Below are 18,849 nucleotides of genomic sequence, written 5' to 3'. Positions count from 1 at the left end.
GGGCCAAAATGCAGCCCTGCCTGAATAGATCAACGCGCTAACGCTGCGGTCAGCGCCGGAAGGATCTTCACGGCGTCGCCAACAATGCCGTAATCCGCGTACTGGAAAATCGGCGCATTTTTATCTTTATTGATGGCAAAAATAGTTTGCGATGCATTAGCGCCAACCATGTGCTGGATCTGCCCGGAGATCCCCACCGCCAGGTACAGATCGGGTTTCAGCATCAGGTTGGAGATACCGACATAGCGTTCGTGCTCCATCCATTTCTCGTTTTCCGCCACCGGACGAGAACAGGCCAGCTCCGCACCAATCGCCTGACAAAGTTGTTCTGCCAGCGCAATGTTCTCTTTACTGCCAATGCCGCGGCCGACGCTGACCACCAGACGGGCTTTATCGAGATCGACGCTGTTGCTCTGGCGCGCCTGCGTTGCCGTGCGGGTAATCGCCACAGCCGGAGCCTGCCACTCCACGGTGTGCGTTTCGCCAGTGCGTGATGCGTCTGGCTGAGCCGCATCGAACGTGCCGCTGCTGATGGTCAGTACCGCATATGGCGTGGCAATACGTTCTTCGCCAATCGCCAGGCCACCGTAAACCATGTGTTTCACCGTCGCTTTGCCGTCCTGCACACTGACGGTGCTGACATCGTTAGACACCGCCGCTTTAAGGCGATAACCCAGTTTCGCCGCCAGTAATTTTCCGCGACGAGTGTTAGGCAGCAACACCAGACCGTCTGCACCGTGCTGGCGAATGGTGTCCACCATCACTCCAGCGTAATCTTCGATCATCCGATCGTCCGGCTTGCCACTTAATTTCCAGACATGATTAGCGCCGAGCTGGATTGCCAGTACACCGTCGGCATCATTGAGGACAAATGTGTTGATTTGACTCGCTAAAGCCTGCGCACCGTTCATCAGTTCCGGCAGACGAGAAGGGGTATCGCTGAATACCCAGACTTGAGAAAACGTGTTCATAGCATCCCCTGTAATTAAATGACTTTGCGAAGATTTTCAGCAAATGCGGCGATCTGTTCTTCGCCGTCGCCTTCAATCACGATGCGCTGACGTTCGCGCTGTTTCGGCGCGGCAACCTGTTGTTCAGACCAGGCCGCCTCCGCGTTAAAGCCGATATCCGCCGCCGACCACACCTGGACTGGCTTTTTCGCCGCGCCGAGAATGGCTTTCATCGAAGGAATTTGTGGGGAGTTGATATCCGTAGAAACAGCAACGACCGCAGGCAGTGGAATGCTTAACGTTTCTGTTTCATCTTCCAGTTCGCGTTCAACGGTCAGAGTATCTGCTGTCAGGGAGAGGATTTTGCTGACGCCGTTAACTGCCGGAATATTAAGGATTTCGCCGACCAGCAGGCCAACCTGTTGAGCATAAAGGTCGGAAGAACCATCGCCGCAGAGGATCAGATCAAAGCCTGCTTTCTGGGCGGCGGCAGCCAGTGCAGTCGCCGTTTGTTGCGGCAGTGCCTGCTCGAACTGGTCATCAATCACCACAATCAATTCATCCGGGCCGCGCGACAACACATCTTTGCGCCCTTTGGCGTTGGTCAGAGCTTTACCGCCCACACTTAAGGCCGTCACCTGCGCCTCTGGTGCCTGCTGTTTTAACTGGCAAGCCGCTTCAATAGCGTTCAGATCGTATTGGCTTATTTTCGCATCGGCTTTGCTGAAGTCTAATGAACCATCAGCATTATTGACCGCAATATCCTGTTCATCAGGCACGCACTTATAGCAAGTAATAATCTTCATTGCATCTCCAGAAATCATGAAGGAAACGTCGTTCATATCGGTGGTGTTAATTACAGATATCACGTCCTTTAATTCGGGAATAAAACTTTAATCACCAATATTGAAAATGTCACACGCAGATAAATCCAACTTTCAATATTGTTAAGTACTTCACCAATATTGAAACCAGACCGTGGCAAAGAGAAATTTTCAATATTGTTTTATGGATCACCAATATTGAAAGTCAGGTGTTAGTTTTTCCATCAAAACAAACATCATCACATTGATTTACAAAGAATAAATCACTAAAAACACCAGACATTCACCCAATAATAAAATGTGATTCACATCACAGAACACAGCCAATTGTATACCCATTATGGGTTAGCCATTAACGCGTCCACGAGGTTAAAAATAATCAAGTTAAATGTTAACAAAAATAAACAAAAAGAAAACAAACGGGACCGCAAAATAAATATTTATTTTTACAGTGGAATTAACTCATGAAAGATGAAAAGAGAAAAACGGGAATAGAACCGAAGGTGTTCTTTCCGCCGTTAATAATCGTTGGCATACTTTGTTGGCTTACAGTCAGAGATCTGGATGCGGCGAATGTCGTTATTAATGCCGTATTCAGCTACGTCACCAATGTATGGGGATGGGCGTTTGAATGGTATATGGTGGTGATGCTTTTCGGCTGGTTCTGGCTGGTGTTTGGCCCGTATGCCAAAAAGCGTTTAGGTAACGAACCACCGGAATTTAGCACCGCCAGTTGGATCTTTATGATGTTCGCCTCCTGTACGTCGGCTGCCGTACTGTTCTGGGGATCAATTGAGATCTACTACTACATTTCTACCCCGCCGTTTGGCTTAGAACCGAACTCAACAGGCGCGAAAGAGTTGGGACTGGCTTACAGCTTGTTCCACTGGGGGCCGCTACCGTGGGCCACTTACAGCTTCCTTTCTGTCGCCTTCGCTTACTTCTTCTTTGTCCGCAAAATGGAAGTCATTCGCCCCAGTTCCACCCTGGTGCCGCTGGTAGGTGAAAAACACGCCAAAGGGTTGTTCGGCACTATCGTCGACAACTTCTATCTCGTCGCCTTGATCTTCGCAATGGGCACCAGTCTCGGCCTTGCCACACCACTGGTGACTGAGTGTATGCAGTGGTTGTTTGGCATTCCGCATACCCTGCAACTGGATGCCATCATCATTACCTGCTGGATCATCCTCAACGCCATTTGCGTCGCCTGCGGTCTGCAAAAAGGGGTGCGTATCGCCAGCGACGTACGTAGCTACCTGAGCTTCCTGATGCTGGGTTGGGTATTCATCGTCAGCGGCGCCAGCTTCATCATGAACTACTTCACCGACTCGGTGGGGATGTTGCTGATGTATCTGCCGCGCATGTTGTTCTATACCGATCCCATCGCCAAAGGCGGCTTCCCGCAGGGTTGGACCGTATTCTACTGGGCATGGTGGGTGATTTACGCCATCCAGATGAGCATTTTCCTCGCCCGTATCTCCCGTGGTCGTACCGTGCGTGAACTGTGTTTCGGCATGGTGCTGGGCCTGACGGCTTCCACCTGGATCCTGTGGACCGTACTCGGCAGTAACACTTTGCTGTTGATAGATAAAAACATCATCAACATTCCGCATCTGATTGAACAGTACGGCGTGGCGCGCGCCATTATCGAAACCTGGGCCGCACTGCCGCTTAGCACCGCCACTATGTGGGGCTTCTTCATTCTCTGCTTTATTGCCACCGTTACGCTGGTTAACGCCTGCTCTTATACCCTGGCGATGTCCACCTGCCGCGAAGTGCGTGACGGCGAAGAACCCCCGCTGCTGGTGCGCATTGGTTGGTCAGTTCTGGTTGGCATTATCGGCATTGTTCTGCTGGCGCTCGGCGGCCTGAAACCGATTCAAACCGCCATTATCGCCGGAGGATGCCCGCTGTTCTTCGTCAACATCATGGTGACGCTCTCCTTTATTAAAGACGCGAAACAGAACTGGAAAGATTAATTAACCCCCAAAATATCAAGAGGTTGAAAGATGGATTTTAATTTAAATGATGAGCAGGAACTGTTTGTCGCCGGTATCCGCGAACTGATGGCCAGCGAAAACTGGGAAGCTTATTTTGCCGAGTGTGACCGTGACAGCGTTTACCCGGAGCGTTTTGTCAAAGCCCTGGCGGATATGGGTATCGACAGCCTGCTGATCCCGGAAGAACACGGTGGTCTGGACGCGGGGTTTGTTACCCTCGCCGCCGTGTGGATGGAACTGGGTCGTCTGGGGGCGCCAACTTACGTGCTGTATCAGTTACCGGGCGGGTTTAACACCTTCCTGCGTGAAGGTACGCAAGAGCAGATCGACAAGATCATGGCTTTCCGCGGCACCGGTAAGCAGATGTGGAACTCAGCAATTACCGAACCGGGCGCTGGCTCCGACGTAGGTAGCCTGAAAACGACTTATACCCGTAGAAATGGTAAGATTTATCTTAATGGTAGTAAGTGTTTTATTACCAGCAGCGCCTACACCCCGTACATCGTGGTGATGGCGCGCGACGGCGCTTCTCCAGACAAACCTGTCTACACCGAATGGTTTGTTGATATGAGCAAACCGGGCATCAAAGTAACCAAACTTGAGAAGCTCGGCCTGCGTATGGATAGCTGCTGTGAAATCACCTTTGACGATGTGGAACTGGACGAGAAAGACATGTTCGGTCGGGAAGGTAACGGCTTTAACCGTGTGAAAGAAGAGTTCGATCACGAACGTTTCCTGGTGGCCCTCACCAACTACGGTACAGCGATGTGCGCCTTTGAAGATGCGGCGCGTTACGCCAACCAACGCGTACAGTTTGGTGAAACGATTGGTCGCTTCCAGTTAATCCAGGAAAAATTCGCCCATATGGCGATCAAATTAAACTCCATGAAAAACATGCTCTATGAAGCAGCGTGGAAAGCGGACAACGGCACCATCACCTCTGGTGATGCGGCGATGTGCAAATACTTCTGCGCCAATGCGGCATTTGAAGTGGTGGATAGCGCAATGCAGGTGCTGGGCGGCGTCGGGATTGCGGGCAACCACCGCATCAGCCGCTTCTGGCGTGACCTGCGTGTAGACCGCGTCTCCGGTGGATCTGACGAAATGCAGATCCTGACGCTGGGTCGTGCGGTGCTGAAGCAATACCGCTAATTCAGTGCGCTGCCTGATGCGACGCTGACGCGTCTTATCAGGCCTACGGTAGGCCGGATAAGGCATTTATGCCGCATCCAGCAAGCATGCGCCGTTGCCTGATGCGCTTCGCTTATCAGGCCTACAGTAGGCCGGATAAGGCGTTTACGCCGCATCCGGCAATCATGCGCTACACACATTTTTCAGGAGCTAATAATGGATCATCTACCGATGCCGAAATTCGGGCCGCTGGCCGGATTACGCGTTGTCTTCTCCGGTATCGAAATCGCCGGGCCGTTCGCCGGGCAAATGTTCGCGGAATGGGGGGCGGAAGTTATCTGGATCGAAAACGTTGCCTGGGCCGACACCATTCGCGTTCAACCGAACTACCCACAGCTTTCTCGCCGCAACCTGCACGCGCTGTCGTTAAATATCTTCAAAGATGAAGGCCGCGAAGCGTTTCTGAAATTAATGGAAACCACCGATATCTTCATCGAAGCCAGTAAAGGCCCAGCCTTTGCCCGCCGCGGCATTACCGATGAAGTGCTGTGGCAGCACAACCCGAAACTGGTTATCGCTCACTTGTCCGGTTTCGGTCAGTACGGCACCGAGGAGTACACCAATCTCCCTGCCTATAACACCATCGCCCAGGCCTTCAGTGGCTACCTGATTCAGAACGGCGACGTTGACCAGCCAATGCCTGCTTTCCCCTATACCGCCGACTACTTTTCTGGCCTGACCGCCACCACGGCGGCGCTGGCAGCACTGCATAAAGTGCGCGAAACCGGCAAAGGCGAAAGTATCGACATCGCCATGTATGAAGTGATGCTGCGTATGGGCCAGTACTTCATGATGGATTACTTCAACGGCGGTGAAATGTGCCCTCGCATGACCAAAGGGAAAGATCCCTACTACGCCGGTTGCGGCCTGTACAAATGCGCCGACGGCTACATCGTGATGGAACTGGTAGGCATTACCCAAATTGAAGAATGCTTTAAAGATATTGGCCTCGCGCACCTGCTCGGCACGCCAGAAATCCCGGAAGGCACCCAGCTTATCCACCGTATCGAATGTCCTTACGGTCCGCTGGTAGAAGAGAAACTCGATGCCTGGCTGGCAGCGCACACTATCGCTGAAGTGAAAGAACGCTTTGCGGAACTGAATATCGCCTGTGCCAAAGTGCTGACCGTACCGGAGCTGGAAAACAATCCACAGTATATCGCTCGCGAGTCGATCACCCAGTGGCAAACGATGGACGGACGCACCTGCAAAGGGCCGAACGTGATGCCGAAATTCAAAAATAACCCAGGCCAAATCTGGCGCGGTATGCCATCACACGGCATGGACACCGCCGCCATTTTGAAAAATATCGGCTACAGCGAAAACGACATCCAGGAGTTGGTCAACAAAGGTCTGGCCAAAGTTGAGGATTAAACGCGCGGCGCGCGTCGATTTGCCCGACGCGCGCCCGCCCAATCACAAACGAACAAAATGGATAGAGGTGCAATGGATATCATTGGCGGACAACATCTACGTCAAATGTGGGACGATCTGGCGGACGTTTACGGTCATAAAACGGCGCTAATTTGTGAATCCAGTAGTGGGAACGTCAACCGGTATAGTTATCTTGAGTTAAATCAGGAAATTAACCGCACGGCAAACCTGTTTTATACGCTGGGAATTCGCAAAGGCGACAAGGTTGCACTACATCTCGACAACTGCCCGGAATTTATCTTTTGCTGGTTCGGACTGGCAAAAATCGGCGCGATTATGGTGCCGATTAACGCTCGCCTGCTGCGCGAAGAGAGCGCGTGGATCCTGCAAAACAGCCAGGCGTGTCTGCTGGTAACCAGCGCACAATTTTATCCTATGTATCAGCAGATTCAGCAGGAAGACGAAACACAGCTACGGCATATCTGTCTGACAGATGTGGAGATTCCCGCTGATGACGGCATAAGTTCGTTTACTCAACTAAAAAATCAACAACCAGCCACCTTGTGCTATGCACCGCCGCTATCGACCGACGATACGGCGGAAATTCTTTTTACCTCCGGTACAACCTCTCGCCCGAAAGGGGTGGTAATTACCCATTACAATCTGCGCTTTGCCGGATATTACTCCGCCTGGCAGTGCGCACTGCGTGATGATGACATCTATCTGACGGTAATGCCTGCATTTCATATCGATTGCCAGTGTACTGCGGCAATGGCGGCATTTTCTGCCGGGGCCACCTTTGTGCTGGTCGAGAAATACAGCGTCCGCGCCTTCTGGGGACAGGTACAGAAGTACCGTGCCACCGTTACCGAATGTATTCCGATGATGATCCGTACCCTGATGGTACAACCACCTTCTGCGAATGACAGGCAACACTGCCTGCGGGAAGTGATGTTTTATCTCAACCTGTCAGAGCAGGAAAAAGACGCTTTTTGTGAACGCTTCGGCGTCCGCTTGCTGACGTCTTACGGGATGACGGAAACCATTGTGGGCATTATCGGCGATCGCCCCGGCGATAAACGTCGCTGGCCGTCGATTGGTCGGGCGGGATTTTGCTACGAAGCGGAGATCCGCGACGATCACAATCGCCCGCTCCCGGCAGGTGAAATCGGAGAAATCTGCATAAAAGGCGAACCAGGGAAAACCATCTTCAAAGAATATTTTCTCAATCCGCAGGCCACCGCCAGAGTCCTGGAAGCCGATGGCTGGTTGCATACCGGCGATACGGGATACCGCGACGAAGAGGGCTTTTTTTACTTCGTCGATCGCCGCTGCAATATGATTAAGCGCGGCGGAGAGAACGTCTCCTGTGTGGAGCTGGAAAATATTATCTCCACGCATCCGAAAATTCAGGACATTGTGGTTGTAGGTATTAAAGACGCTATTCGCGATGAAGCCATCAAAGCATTTGTCGTGCTGAATGAGGGTGAAACATTAAGTGAAGAAGAATTCTTCTGTTTCTGCGAGCAAAATATGGCGAAATTTAAGGTGCCGTCTTATCTGGAGATCAGAACCGATCTGCCGCGTAATTGCTCGGGGAAAATAATCAGAAAGAATCTGAAATAAATGAAACGGCAGGGAACTACCCTGCCAACTAATAATCACGTTCTAAAAATAATATGCATTCTTTGCAGGGGCGTTATCGTCCCTGAAAAAGCCAAAATGGAGAAAAGGAATGAGTGAATCATTACATCTGACCCGCAATGGATCAATTCTGGAAATTACCCTTGATCGTCCAAAAGCGAATGCCATTGATGCAAAAACCAGCTTTGAAATGGGCGAAGTATTTCTTAATTTCCGTGACGATCCGCAATTGCGCGTCGCCATCATTACCGGTGCCGGAGAGAAATTCTTTTCCGCAGGCTGGGATTTAAAAGCGGCAGCGGAAGGCGAAGTGCCGGATGCTGATTTCGGTCCGGGGGGTTTTGCGGGTTTAACCGAAATTTTTAATCTCGACAAACCGGTCATCGCCGCCGTGAACGGATATGCCTTTGGCGGCGGCTTTGAACTGGCGCTGGCCGCAGATTTTATTGTCTGCGCGGATAACGCCAGCTTCGCCCTGCCGGAAGCCAAACTGGGCATCGTTCCAGACAGCGGCGGCGTGCTGCGTCTGCCGAAGATCCTACCACCTGCCATCGTTAATGAAATGATAATGACCGGCAGAAGAATGGGCGCAGAAGAGGCGCTGCGTTGGGGGGTAGTCAACCGCGTGGTTAGCCAGGCGGAGCTGATGGATAACGCCCGCGAACTGGCACAACAACTGGTTAACAGCGCCCCGCTGGCAATTGCGGCGCTGAAAGAGATCTACCGCGCCACCAGTGAAATGCCCGTGGAGGAAGCATATCGTTATATTCGCAGCGGCGTACTGAAACACTATCCATCGGTTCTGCATTCGGAAGATGCCATTGAAGGGCCGCTGGCGTTTGCCGAGAAGCGCGATCCGGTATGGAAAGGGCGTTAACAATAGATGAGCTACTACGCCTTCGAAGGATTAATTCCTGTGGTTCATCCTACGGCGTTTGTCCATCCCAGCGCGGTATTGATTGGTGATGTGATTGTGGGAGCCGGTGTTTACATCGGTCCCCTCGCCTCACTGCGCGGTGATTACGGGCGGTTGATCGTGCAAGCGGGGGCCAATATTCAGGATGGTTGCATCATGCACGGCTACTGCGATACCGACACCATTGTGGGGGAGAACGGCCATATCGGTCATGGTGCTATTCTGCATGGCTGTGTGATTGGTCGTGATGCATTGGTCGGGATGAACAGCGTAATTATGGATGGCGCAGTCATTGGCGAAGAAAGCATTGTTGCCGCCATGAGCTTTGTCAAAGCGGGTTTTAGTGGCGAGAAACGCCAGTTATTGATGGGCACGCCAGCCCGCGCGGTACGCAGTGTTCGTGATGACGAGTTGCACTGGAAGCGGTTGAATACCAAAGAGTACCAGGATTTGGTTGGACGCTGCCATACAGCGTTACGAGAAACACAGCCATTGACACAAATGGAGGAAAATCGTCCCCGTTTGCAGGGGACGACGGATGTTGCGCCAAAACGATAACACCGCCGGATACCCCGTAGGCCGGATAAGATGGGCCAGCATCGCATCCGGCAACCAGGCCGCACGGTATCAACGAAATTAAATTAACGACGCATACTCTTCGACAACATCATCTGCCACTTCTGCTCGCGATTCAGCTCCGTAAGCGGAACGGCTGGAATACGCGGCGTCTTTCTCAGAGCCACTAATTTTTCCCGACTGTTATGCCGCAGACGCGCATAGATTTGCGCATCAATCTCAACCACTTTTACTAACCGCTGACACTGGCATCCCCGCCCTTCCAGCTTATTAGGGATCATCTTAACTTCGCAGCTTATTTCTGCGACTTCCGACAGAATATAAGTCAGGGTATTAATCGCCTTGCTGTGTTCAATATCGAAATGGATAGAAATCTCTCTTGCTGTCACCCACCGGTTTTCAGCCATCATCCATTCGGCGATTAACAAATAGAGTGGTTTTTCAACATATCCTTCACACATACAAACTCCAGTTTCACAAATTAAAAATCTGGCTATGACTTGTTCGGAATGAATAAAACAAGGCCATATTAAAATTGTGGATATATCGATAGTATGCAACTTAACTGTGGATTAGTGTGAGCTAAATCCTGCTTATGCCATCAAAAATATAAATTCCAAGAAAGATTTGCTTTATAGGCAACAAAACGGTCCTCAGCAGAGAACCGTATTCGTTATTCGATCAAAATAGCGGATAAAAAATATCCGCCATAACACATTATTATTTGATCTGTGCGTGCATTTCCTGTACCGAAATAACTTTTTCGGTCGCATCGGCATTCAGCGCCATCGCAGTGGCAAAACCACCGTTCAGGGTGGTGTCATAATGCACTTTATATTGCAGCGCACTACGACGAATCACGCGGGAATCTTCAATTGCGCGGCGACCTGAGGTGGTGTTGATGATGTAGGTATATTCGCCATTCTTGATACGGTCCTGAATGTGCGGACGACCTTCATGCACCTTGTTTACCAGACGCGGATTGATGCCCGCTTCGCCCAGCACAATCGCCGTACCGTGGGTCGCATCCAGTTCAAAGCCCTGTTTCAGCAGTTTTGCCGCCAGGTCCACCACGCGCTCTTTGTCACCTTCACGCACAGAGAGCAGCGCACGACCGTGTTTCTTCATGGTGGAGTTGCTACCCAGTTGTGCTTTGGCAAACGCTTCAGCAAAAGTGCGACCCACGCCCATCACTTCCCCGGTAGAACGCATTTCTGGTCCTAACAGCGGGTCAACGCCAGGGAATTTGTTGAACGGCAGCACCACTTCTTTCACCGAGTAATACGGCGGGATAACTTCTTTGGTCACGCCCTGCTCAGCCAGCGTTTTACCTGCCATCACGCGCGCCGCCACTTTCGCCAGCGGTACACCGGTCGCTTTGGAGACGAACGGAACGGTACGCGCTGCACGCGGGTTAACTTCAATCAGGTAGACTTCGTTGTTTTTCACCGCAAACTGCACGTTCATCAGGCCGCGCACCTGCAATTCGAAGGCTAGTTTCTGCACCTGTTGGCGCATCACATCCTGTATTTCCTGGCTTAAGGTGTACGCTGGCAGAGAACATGCGGAGTCACCGGAGTGCACGCCCGCCTGTTCGATATGTTCCATGATGCCGCCAATCAGCACCATTTCGCCGTCGCAGATGGCGTCCACATCGACTTCTACCGCGTCATCGAGGAAGTGGTCCAGCAATACCGGCGCATCGTTAGACACGCTGACCGCCGTCTGGAAGTAGCGGCGCAGGTCGGCTTCGTCGTAAACGATTTCCATCGCGCGACCGCCGAGAACGTAAGACGGGCGCACCACCAGCGGGTAACCAATCTCTTTCGCCTTCTCTACCGCCATTTCAATGGTGGTCACGGTGGCGTTCGCCGGTTGTTTCAGTTTCAGACGGTCAACCGCGTGCTGGAAGCGTTCACGGTCTTCCGCACGGTCGATGGCATCCGGGCTGGTACCGATAACCGGTACGCCAGCAGCTTCCAGCGCGCGCGCCAGTTTCAGCGGGGTCTGACCGCCGTACTGCACGATAACGCCTTTCGGCTTCTCAATACGCACAATTTCCAGCACGTCTTCCAGGGTTACCGGCTCGAAGTAGAGACGGTCGGAAGTGTCGTAATCGGTGGAAACGGTTTCCGGGTTACAGTTAACCATGATGGTTTCATAACCGTCTTCACGCAGCGCCAGCGAGGCGTGTACGCAGCAGTAGTCGAACTCGATACCCTGACCGATACGGTTCGGACCGCCACCCAGCACCATAATTTTTTCACGGTCGGTAGACGGATTCGCTTCGCACTCTTCTTCATAGGTGGAGTACATGTACGCGGTGTCAGTGGCGAACTCTGCCGCACAAGTATCCACGCGCTTGTAGACCGGGTGCAGGTCATACTGGTCACGCAGCTTGCGAATTTCCGCTTCGCGTACGCCCGCCAGTTTTGCCAGACGCGCATCGGCAAAGCCTTTACGTTTCAACTGGCGCAGGAAGTCAGCGTTCAGGCCAGTGATACCCACTTCTGCCACTTTCTCTTCCAGACGCACCAGTTCTTCGATTTGTACCAGGAACCAGCGATCGATGTTAGTCAGATTAAACACGCCATCCACAGACAGGCCTGCGCGGAAGGCATCGGCGATGTACCAGATACGCTCTGCGCCAGCGTCTTTCAGTTCACGGCGGATTTTAGTCAGCGCTTCCGGGTCATCAAGGCTGACTTTCGGGTCGAAACCCGTCGCGCCAACTTCGAGGCCGCGCAGGGCTTTTTGCAGCGATTCCTGCTGGGTGCGACCAATCGCCATCACTTCGCCAACCGATTTCATCTGGGTGGTCAGACGGTCATTAGCCCCGGCAAATTTCTCGAAGTTGAAGCGAGGAATTTTCGTCACAACGTAATCGATAGACGGTTCGAAGGAAGCCGGAGTGCGACCGCCAGTGATGTCATTCATCAGTTCGTCGAGGGTATAACCGACCGCCAGTTTCGCTGCCACTTTGGCAATCGGGAAGCCGGTGGCTTTCGACGCCAGCGCCGAAGAACGGGATACACGCGGGTTCATTTCGATAACAATCAGACGACCGTTTTTTGGGTTAACCGCAAACTGGACGTTAGAACCGCCGGTTTCAACGCCGATTTCACGCAGTACCGCCATCGAGGCGTTACGCATGATTTGGTATTCTTTGTCGGTCAGCGTTTGCGCTGGCGCTACAGTGATGGAATCACCAGTATGGATGCCCATCGCGTCGAAGTTTTCGATAGAGCAGACGATGATGCAGTTGTCGTTTTTATCACGCACCACTTCCATCTCGTACTCTTTCCAGCCTATCAACGACTCATCAATCAGCAGCTCTTTGGTCGGGGAGAGATCCAGACCGCGGGCACAAATTTCTTCAAATTCTTCGCGGTTATAAGCGATACCGCCACCGCTACCGCCCATGGTAAAGGATGGGCGAATAATGCACGGGAAACCCACTTCAGCGGCAACCGCCAGCGCTTCTTCCATTGAGTGTGCGATGCCGGAGCGCGCAGTTTCCAGACCGATTTTCTTCATCGCCACGTCGAAACGGCGACGGTCTTCTGCTTTATCTATCGCGTCAGCGGTGGCACCAATCATAGTGACGCCGAACTCTTCCAGCACGCCCTGACGTTCCAGCTCCAGCGCACAGTTCAGCGCCGTCTGACCCCCCATCGTCGGCAGCACTGCATCCGGGCGCTCTTTTTCAATAATCTTGCGTACCACTTCCCAGTGAATCGGCTCGATGTAGGTTGCATCGGCCATTTCCGGGTCGGTCATGATGGTCGCTGGGTTAGAGTTCACCAGAATGACGCGGTAACCCTCTTCGCGCAGGGCTTTACATGCTTGCGCGCCAGAGTAGTCAAACTCACACGCCTGACCGATAACAATCGGGCCCGCACCCAGAATCAGGATACTTTTTATATCTGTACGTTTTGGCATGGCTCTTTTACTCCTGATTACTTAGCGGTTTTACGGTACTGCTCAATTAACTCGATAAAGCGGTCGAACAACGGCGCGGCGTCGTGCGGACCGGGGCTGGCCTCAGGGTGGCCCTGGAAGCTGAATGCCGGTTTATCGGTGCGATGAATCCCCTGTAACGTACCGTCGAACAGGGATTTGTGTGTCACGCGCAGGTTTGCAGGCAATGTTGCTTCATCCACCGCAAAACCGTGGTTCTGGGCGGTAATCATCACCACGTTTTTCTCCACATCTTTAACCGGATGGTTGCCGCCGTGGTGACCAAATTTCATTTTGATGGTCTTCGCACCACTGGCCAGCGCCAGCAACTGATGGCCGAGGCAGATACCAAATACCGGAATATCGGTTTCGAGGAATTTCTGGATGGCGGTAATAGCGTAATCACATGGTGCCGGGTCGCCAGGACCGTTGGAGAGGAAGATGCCGTCTGGATTCATTTTCAGCACATCTTCAGCCGGGGTTTGCGCCGGAACGATGGTCAGGCGACAGCCTCTGTCCACCAGCATACGCAGGATATTGCGTTTGGCGCCGAAATCATAAGCCACCACATGGAACGGCAGCTCGTCTTCTTTTTTCGCTTCTGGCAGGCCGCCGGTCAGCGTCCAGCTCCCTTGTGTCCAGCTATAGGTTTCTGCGGTGGTCACATCTTTTGCCAGATCCATACCGTTCAGACCTGGGAACGCGCGGGCTTTTTCTAATGCCAGCACCGCATCCGGGTTATCGCCCGCGATGATGCAACCATTCTGTGCGCCCTTTTCACGCAGCAAACGCGTCAGCTTACGGGTATCGATATCGGCAATCGCCACGATGTTATGGCGTTTCAGGTAAGAAGAGAGGTCTTCGGTATTACGGAAGTTGCTGGCAATCAGCGGCAGGTCGCGAATCACCAGACCTTGGGCATGTACCTGAGAGGATTCTTCATCGGCTTCATTGGTGCCGACATTACCGATATGAGGATAAGTAAGAGTGACGATTTGGCGAGAATAAGAAGGATCAGTGAGGATTTCTTGATAACCGGTCATTGAAGTATTGAAAACGACTTCCCCAACCGCCGAACCTGTTGCCCCTATGGCCCGACCGTGAAACTGGGTTCCGTCTTCCAGAACCAATAGCGCTGACTTAATCAAAACACCCTCCAGAGAATATTCACTCACTTTATTTGCATATTAATTCACAATGATGACGTGAATCAATGCAAATCTGCTTACCGACGAATTTCTGGCAAACGGCGGCATTCTGGAGATAAGTGGGTTAAATGTCAACTTAATGACGGGATTTTTTATATCATTTCGCGGCTCATGCATGTTTTACAGGCATTAAGCGATAAAAATATCACATAACATTGTCTGGAAAACGCTTGCGTAACGAGAAGATTGCATGAAATAAAAACACGTAGAAAAAAGTGGACCAAATGGTCAAAATTTACATTAAAACAACAAAAACAGAAGGTAAAAGAGGTTATTTTTAGCACTTACTGAAAATTTTAAAACATAACGACAAAAATAAAAGGGCTAAAAACAAAAGCCCTTTGCAATCATGCATATACAACTATTGTTTTTGTGCAAAAACAATAGTTTTGCTATTAAAAACCATTGAGTTTAAGCACATCTCGCATATCAAAAAGACCACTTTTCTTGCCATTTAGCCACAATGCCGATCTTATCGCACCGTTAGCAAAGGTCATACGGCTGGAAGCTTTATGGGTAATCTCCAGGCGCTCGCCGATATCAGCAAACATGGCAGTGTGTTCACCAACGATGTCCCCCGCCCGTACAGTTGCAAAACCAATAGTACCTGGCACACGTTCACCGGTATGGCCTTCACGACTGTAAACGGCGCAATCTTGCAGCTCTTTATCCAGAGCGTGGGCAATCGCCTCTCCCATTGCCAACGCAGTACCTGATGGCGCATCCACTTTATGCCGATGATGTGCTTCAATAATTTCGATATCGGTATAGTCCCCCATCACTTTCGCCGCTTTCTCCAGCAACTTAAGCATGACGTTAACACCGACACTAAAGTTGGCGGCAAAGACAATCGCAATATCTTCAGCGGCATTACGAATCGCCAGTTTTCCTGCTTCGTCAAAACCTGTCGTGCCAATCACCATCCCTTTACCGTGCTGGCGGCAAAAAGCCAAATGGTTCAGCGTACCTTCCGGGCGGGTAAAATCGATAAATACATCGAAATCATCTTTTACCGCATCGAGGCTGCTTTGCACGATAACACCGGTTTTTCCGGCTCCTGCCAGTTCGCCTGCATCGCTGCCCAATAAAGAAGATCCTTCACGCTCCAGCGCCGCACCAAGCTGCACGCCTTCTAATGCCAGCGCCGCCTGAATCAACTGGCGGCCCATACGTCCTCCGGCTCCCGCGATGGCAACGCGGATGTTTGCATCATGCATAGCTATTCTCTTTTGTTAATTGCATAGATCGTTTTCAGAGTAACCAGCGCATTGCTACGCCGCCAGCCAAAAACGCCGATAATTAGAATTTAATGATAAACAGGGAGGGATATCAGTGGAAGGCATGACGCAAAAACGGCCACGTCATGCCCTCTGGCATTATGCCTGGTTTTGTGATTTTGACGGCAGGCAGCACATTATTAGCAGAAATATGCCCGTAAAAGGGATCAACACGACAATAGCAAACCACCACCCCGAATGCCCGATATCGTGCATCCTTCTGACGACTAACGCTATCGCTGGTACAGCAAAAATCAACGTTAAGAGAAATGAAACGGGCAGCGCATAAAAAAGGAAAACACCGTAATCACGGTCAATTGTTGCCGCACACCACCAGCATAAAAGCGGCAGCAAGCAGATAGCGACACTACCACTCATAAACGACCAGAACTCAGAGCGGGTGGCAACGCCTTTATAATTAAAGATATTCTTCCACCCCGCTAAATACGCTTCTCCATACGTCATTAAGCACCTCCTTGCTCTGCAATTACTTTGCCAGGGCTAAGACCTCAGCGACCCACTGGCGAAAGCCGTTCACGTCCAGATCCAGCGCCACCCGAACGTTGGCGGGTTTACCCATGCGACCTTCAATATCCACAACCGTAGTACCGGAGGTAAATTCGCCCTGAGTTTCCACCGCAACAAAACACGGTTTGAGAGTGAACAAGTCCGGGCGCACCAGCCAGGCGATGGCACAGAGATCATGCATTCGCAGACCGCTTTGCATACTGCCGCTGCGATAGTGGCTAAACAGCGCGTGGAGCATTTTTCCGGTGCGATTTAATTCAGGCAACGTGGAGAGATACTCCGGGGTTAACATCGCCTGATTGGTGACGTCCAGACCACACATCACAATATCCAGCCCACTCTGGAAGACCTGAGCAGCAGCTTCAGGATCGACAGCAATATTAAACTCGGCATTTGGTGTTAAATTACCACGCCCCGCTGACCCCCCCATGATCACCAGGCGACGAATATTCGGTTTGCATTCCGGGCATTGCGAGAGCAGTAACGCAATATTGGTCAACGGGCCAATTGCCACCAGCGTAATAGGCTCTGGAGCTGTCATTAACGCATCCCGAATAGCAAGAAAGGCTGGTTTCTCTAATGGTTTTCGGTTGTGCTCAACGAAGTCGTAACCTTCCATGCCTGATTCGCCGTGAACATGCGATGCATCGCGCGGCGCACGCACCAACGGCACGGCAGCCCCCTGAGCGAGAGGGATATCCGCATTCCAGAAATGCAACAGTTGCAGCGCGTTTCGGGTAGTTTTCTGTACGGAAACATTGCCTCCAACGGTAGTCATTAGCTGAAGATCCAGCTCAGGGGCAAAAAGCGCGGCGGCAATTGCCGCAGCATCGTCGATACCGGGATCGGTATCTAAAAAAATTGGCAAACGCATATTTTCTCCATAAAAAATGCCGGTAACAAGACCGGCATTCTCGCATAACTTAGGCTGCTAATGACTTAATCGACTTCACGAATATCCACACGCAGTTCTTTCGGCACTTCGAAAACGATGTTTTCTTCGCGGCCTTCCAGCGGAATAGCTTCGCCGCCGCCAAGCTGCTGTAAACGTGCAACCACATTCTGCACCAGAATATCCGGGGCCGATGCGCCGGCGGTCACGCCAACACAATTGACGCCTTTCACCCACTCTTCCTGGATGTCTGCTGCATCGTCAATCAAAAATGCGTGTCTACCCATGCGCTGCGCCAGTTCTGCCAGGCGGTTGGAGTTGGAAGAGTTTTTCGACCCCACCACTAACACCACTTCCGCCTGCTCCGCCAGAGCGCGTACCGCTTCCTGACGGTTGGTGGTGGCATAGCAAATATCATCTTTACGCGGCCCGACGATTTTCGGGAAGCGTTTACGCAACGCGTCGATCACATCGGATGTGTCATCCACCGACAGGGTGGTCTGGGTCATAAAAGAAAGCTTCCCTTCATTTTTGACTGTCAGTTTCCACACATCTTCCGGCGATTCGACCAGATACATTCCCCCTTCCGGGTTGCTGTACTGGCCCATCGTACCTTCTACTTCCGGGTGACCGGCGTGACCGATGAGAATTGACTCTTCACCACGGCGACTGGCGCGGGCGACTTCCATATGCACTTTGGTCACCAGCGGACAGGTCGCGTCGAATACCGTCAGATCGCGGCTTTTCGCTTCATTGCGTACCGCCTGAGAAACACCGTGCGCGGAGAAAATCAGAATCGCGCCGTCCGGCACTTCACTAATCTGCTCAATAAAGATAGCGCCACGCTCGCGCAGGCTATCGACCACGTAGCGGTTATGCACCACTTCGTGGCGGACATATATCGGTGCGCCGTAAATGGCCAGCGCGTTTTCAACAATGCTGATAGCGCGGTCTACCCCGGCACAAAAACCACGTGGGTTGGCCAACAGGATCTGCATGTTACGCCTCCAGTGCCGGATCGATTTCCAGCACTTCAATATCAAAATGAACGGTCTGCCCGGCCAGCGGATGGTTGAAATCAACGGTAATAGAATCGCCGTTAATTTCGCGGATCACGCCAGGCATCTCACTGCCATCCATTGCGGTAAAAAGCATTATTGCGCCAATTTCTGGCTCGCCTGCCTCCATAAACTCCCGACGGGAGAAGTACTGAATCAGGTCCGGTGACGGCACGCCAAACGCCGCATCAGGCTCCAGCGAAAAGGTAGTTTTGTCGCCCACTCTCAGCCCCAGCAGGTGTTGCTCCAGCCCTTCGGAAAGAGAAGCATCACCCAGGCGAAACAGCGCCGGTTTACCGTTGTTGCGAGTAGACTCGGCGGTAGTGCCATCGTCGAGTTTTAGCGTGAAGTGCACCAGGACGGCGCTATTGCTCTGTACAGATTCAGACATGCAGGTTTGCTCTTGTATTTTGAGGATTTTTGCCGGATGCGGCGTAAACGCTTTATCCGG

General features: G+C 51.9%; 16 protein-coding genes. 6 read left to right on the top strand and 10 right to left on the bottom strand.

The genetic code is table 11. From position 1 onward, the window contains the following. Positions 1 to 29 precede the first annotated feature (29 nt). Both PS053_RS18355 and PS053_RS18350 read right to left on the bottom strand, forming a co-directional pair. On the bottom strand, positions 30 to 971 hold the full coding sequence (locus PS053_RS18355) for an electron transfer flavoprotein subunit alpha/FixB family protein (RefSeq protein WP_059218482.1): 942 nt from the start codon (positions 969 to 971) through the stop codon (positions 30 to 32). A 14-nt stretch (positions 972 to 985) separates the two neighbouring features. Continuing rightward, a complete protein-coding gene (locus PS053_RS18350; RefSeq protein WP_059214864.1) occupies positions 986 to 1,756 on the bottom strand; it encodes an electron transfer flavoprotein FixA in 771 nt (256 codons plus the stop codon). Positions 1,757 to 2,238: 482 nt separating this feature from the next. Here PS053_RS18350 and caiT point away from each other — a divergent pair, with 482 nt between their 5' ends. The 6 genes from caiT (at position 2,239) to caiE (ending at position 9,457) form a co-directional block, all read left to right on the top strand. Beyond that, complete coding sequence (caiT, locus tag PS053_RS18345; protein ID WP_000650970.1) at positions 2,239 to 3,753, top strand: L-carnitine/gamma-butyrobetaine antiporter; 1,515 nt, start codon at positions 2,239 to 2,241, stop codon at positions 3,751 to 3,753. A 30-nt stretch (positions 3,754 to 3,783) separates the two neighbouring features. Next, positions 3,784 to 4,926: a crotonobetainyl-CoA dehydrogenase gene (gene caiA / locus PS053_RS18340; RefSeq protein WP_000347119.1), complete on the top strand. Its 1,143-nt coding sequence runs from the start codon at positions 3,784 to 3,786 to the stop codon at positions 4,924 to 4,926. A 195-nt stretch (positions 4,927 to 5,121) separates the two neighbouring features. After that, positions 5,122 to 6,339: an L-carnitine CoA-transferase gene (gene caiB, locus PS053_RS18335; protein WP_059267788.1), complete on the top strand. Its 1,218-nt coding sequence runs from the start codon at positions 5,122 to 5,124 to the stop codon at positions 6,337 to 6,339. Between the two features lie 72 nt (positions 6,340 to 6,411). Then, positions 6,412 to 7,965 (top strand): crotonobetaine/carnitine-CoA ligase, encoded by a 1,554-nt coding sequence (gene caiC / locus PS053_RS18330; RefSeq protein ID WP_149476736.1) that lies wholly within the window; start codon positions 6,412 to 6,414, stop codon positions 7,963 to 7,965. A gap of 109 nt (positions 7,966 to 8,074) precedes the next feature. Next, complete coding sequence (gene caiD / locus PS053_RS18325) at positions 8,075 to 8,860, top strand: crotonobetainyl-CoA hydratase (RefSeq protein ID WP_256878700.1); 786 nt, start codon at positions 8,075 to 8,077, stop codon at positions 8,858 to 8,860. 6 nt (positions 8,861 to 8,866) lie between these two features. Beyond that, positions 8,867 to 9,457 (top strand): carnitine operon protein CaiE, encoded by a 591-nt coding sequence (gene caiE / locus PS053_RS18320; RefSeq protein ID WP_054409873.1) that lies wholly within the window; start codon positions 8,867 to 8,869, stop codon positions 9,455 to 9,457. A gap of 83 nt (positions 9,458 to 9,540) precedes the next feature. Here the strand turns inward: caiE and caiF are convergent, their stop codons facing one another. The 8 genes from caiF to fkpB form a co-directional block, all read right to left on the bottom strand. Further along, positions 9,541 to 9,936 (bottom strand): carnitine metabolism transcriptional regulator CaiF, encoded by a 396-nt coding sequence (caiF, locus tag PS053_RS18315; RefSeq protein ID WP_000333130.1) that lies wholly within the window; start codon positions 9,934 to 9,936, stop codon positions 9,541 to 9,543. Positions 9,937 to 10,195: 259 nt separating this feature from the next. Next, complete coding sequence (gene carB, locus PS053_RS18310) at positions 10,196 to 13,417, bottom strand: carbamoyl-phosphate synthase large subunit (protein WP_001126337.1); 3,222 nt, start codon at positions 13,415 to 13,417, stop codon at positions 10,196 to 10,198. A gap of 17 nt (positions 13,418 to 13,434) precedes the next feature. Continuing rightward, the gene (gene carA / locus PS053_RS18305; RefSeq protein ID WP_273774343.1) at positions 13,435 to 14,583 is read right to left on the bottom strand and encodes a glutamine-hydrolyzing carbamoyl-phosphate synthase small subunit; all 1,149 of its coding nucleotides are present in this window, start codon (positions 14,581 to 14,583) and stop codon (positions 13,435 to 13,437) included. A gap of 455 nt (positions 14,584 to 15,038) precedes the next feature. Continuing rightward, positions 15,039 to 15,860 (bottom strand): 4-hydroxy-tetrahydrodipicolinate reductase, encoded by an 822-nt coding sequence (gene dapB, locus PS053_RS18300; RefSeq protein WP_137649573.1) that lies wholly within the window; start codon positions 15,858 to 15,860, stop codon positions 15,039 to 15,041. Between the two features lie 159 nt (positions 15,861 to 16,019). After that, positions 16,020 to 16,385, bottom strand: coding sequence for a DUF805 domain-containing protein (locus tag PS053_RS18295; RefSeq protein ID WP_044708066.1), 366 nt, complete (start codon positions 16,383 to 16,385; stop codon positions 16,020 to 16,022). A gap of 22 nt (positions 16,386 to 16,407) precedes the next feature. Then, positions 16,408 to 17,322 carry a ribonucleoside hydrolase RihC gene (gene rihC / locus PS053_RS18290; RefSeq protein WP_001239110.1) on the bottom strand — a complete coding sequence of 305 codons (915 nt, stop codon included), beginning with the start codon at positions 17,320 to 17,322 and terminating at the stop codon, positions 16,408 to 16,410. A 65-nt stretch (positions 17,323 to 17,387) separates the two neighbouring features. Continuing rightward, positions 17,388 to 18,338 carry a 4-hydroxy-3-methylbut-2-enyl diphosphate reductase gene (ispH, locus tag PS053_RS18285; protein WP_001166407.1) on the bottom strand — a complete coding sequence of 317 codons (951 nt, stop codon included), beginning with the start codon at positions 18,336 to 18,338 and terminating at the stop codon, positions 17,388 to 17,390. A 1-nt stretch (position 18,339) separates the two neighbouring features. Then, a complete protein-coding gene (gene fkpB / locus PS053_RS18280) occupies positions 18,340 to 18,789 on the bottom strand; it encodes an FKBP-type peptidyl-prolyl cis-trans isomerase (protein ID WP_059224809.1) in 450 nt (149 codons plus the stop codon). Between the last annotated feature and the right edge of the window lie 60 nt (positions 18,790 to 18,849).

The organism is Escherichia albertii, assembly GCF_028622335.1.
Classification (GTDB): Bacteria; Pseudomonadota; Gammaproteobacteria; order Enterobacterales; family Enterobacteriaceae; genus Escherichia; species Escherichia albertii.
This window is presented reverse-complemented; position numbering and strand designations above follow the sequence as displayed.

What these genes read in the sequence shown, in the direction of transcription:
- PS053_RS18355 (WP_059218482.1), bottom strand. Translation starts at nt 971, where the DNA reads ATGAACACGTTTTCTCAAGTCTGGGTATTCAGCGATACCCCTTCTCGT.
- PS053_RS18350 (WP_059214864.1), bottom strand. Translation starts at nt 1,756, where the DNA reads ATGAAGATTATTACTTGCTATAAGTGCGTGCCTGATGAACAGGATATT.
- caiT (WP_000650970.1), top strand. Translation starts at nt 2,239, where the DNA reads ATGAAAGATGAAAAGAGAAAAACGGGAATAGAACCGAAGGTGTTCTTT.
- caiA (WP_000347119.1), top strand. Translation starts at nt 3,784, where the DNA reads ATGGATTTTAATTTAAATGATGAGCAGGAACTGTTTGTCGCCGGTATC.
- caiB (WP_059267788.1), top strand. Translation starts at nt 5,122, where the DNA reads ATGGATCATCTACCGATGCCGAAATTCGGGCCGCTGGCCGGATTACGC.
- caiC (WP_149476736.1), top strand. Translation starts at nt 6,412, where the DNA reads ATGGATATCATTGGCGGACAACATCTACGTCAAATGTGGGACGATCTG.
- caiD (WP_256878700.1), top strand. Translation starts at nt 8,075, where the DNA reads ATGAGTGAATCATTACATCTGACCCGCAATGGATCAATTCTGGAAATT.
- caiE (WP_054409873.1), top strand. Translation starts at nt 8,867, where the DNA reads ATGAGCTACTACGCCTTCGAAGGATTAATTCCTGTGGTTCATCCTACG.
- caiF (WP_000333130.1), bottom strand. Translation starts at nt 9,936, where the DNA reads ATGTGTGAAGGATATGTTGAAAAACCACTCTATTTGTTAATCGCCGAA.
- carB (WP_001126337.1), bottom strand. Translation starts at nt 13,417, where the DNA reads ATGCCAAAACGTACAGATATAAAAAGTATCCTGATTCTGGGTGCGGGC.
- dapB (WP_137649573.1), bottom strand. Translation starts at nt 15,860, where the DNA reads ATGCATGATGCAAACATCCGCGTTGCCATCGCGGGAGCCGGAGGACGT.
- PS053_RS18295 (WP_044708066.1), bottom strand. Translation starts at nt 16,385, where the DNA reads ATGACGTATGGAGAAGCGTATTTAGCGGGGTGGAAGAATATCTTTAAT.
- rihC (WP_001239110.1), bottom strand. Translation starts at nt 17,322, where the DNA reads ATGCGTTTGCCAATTTTTTTAGATACCGATCCCGGTATCGACGATGCT.
- ispH (WP_001166407.1), bottom strand. Translation starts at nt 18,338, where the DNA reads ATGCAGATCCTGTTGGCCAACCCACGTGGTTTTTGTGCCGGGGTAGAC.
- fkpB (WP_059224809.1), bottom strand. Translation starts at nt 18,789, where the DNA reads ATGTCTGAATCTGTACAGAGCAATAGCGCCGTCCTGGTGCACTTCACG.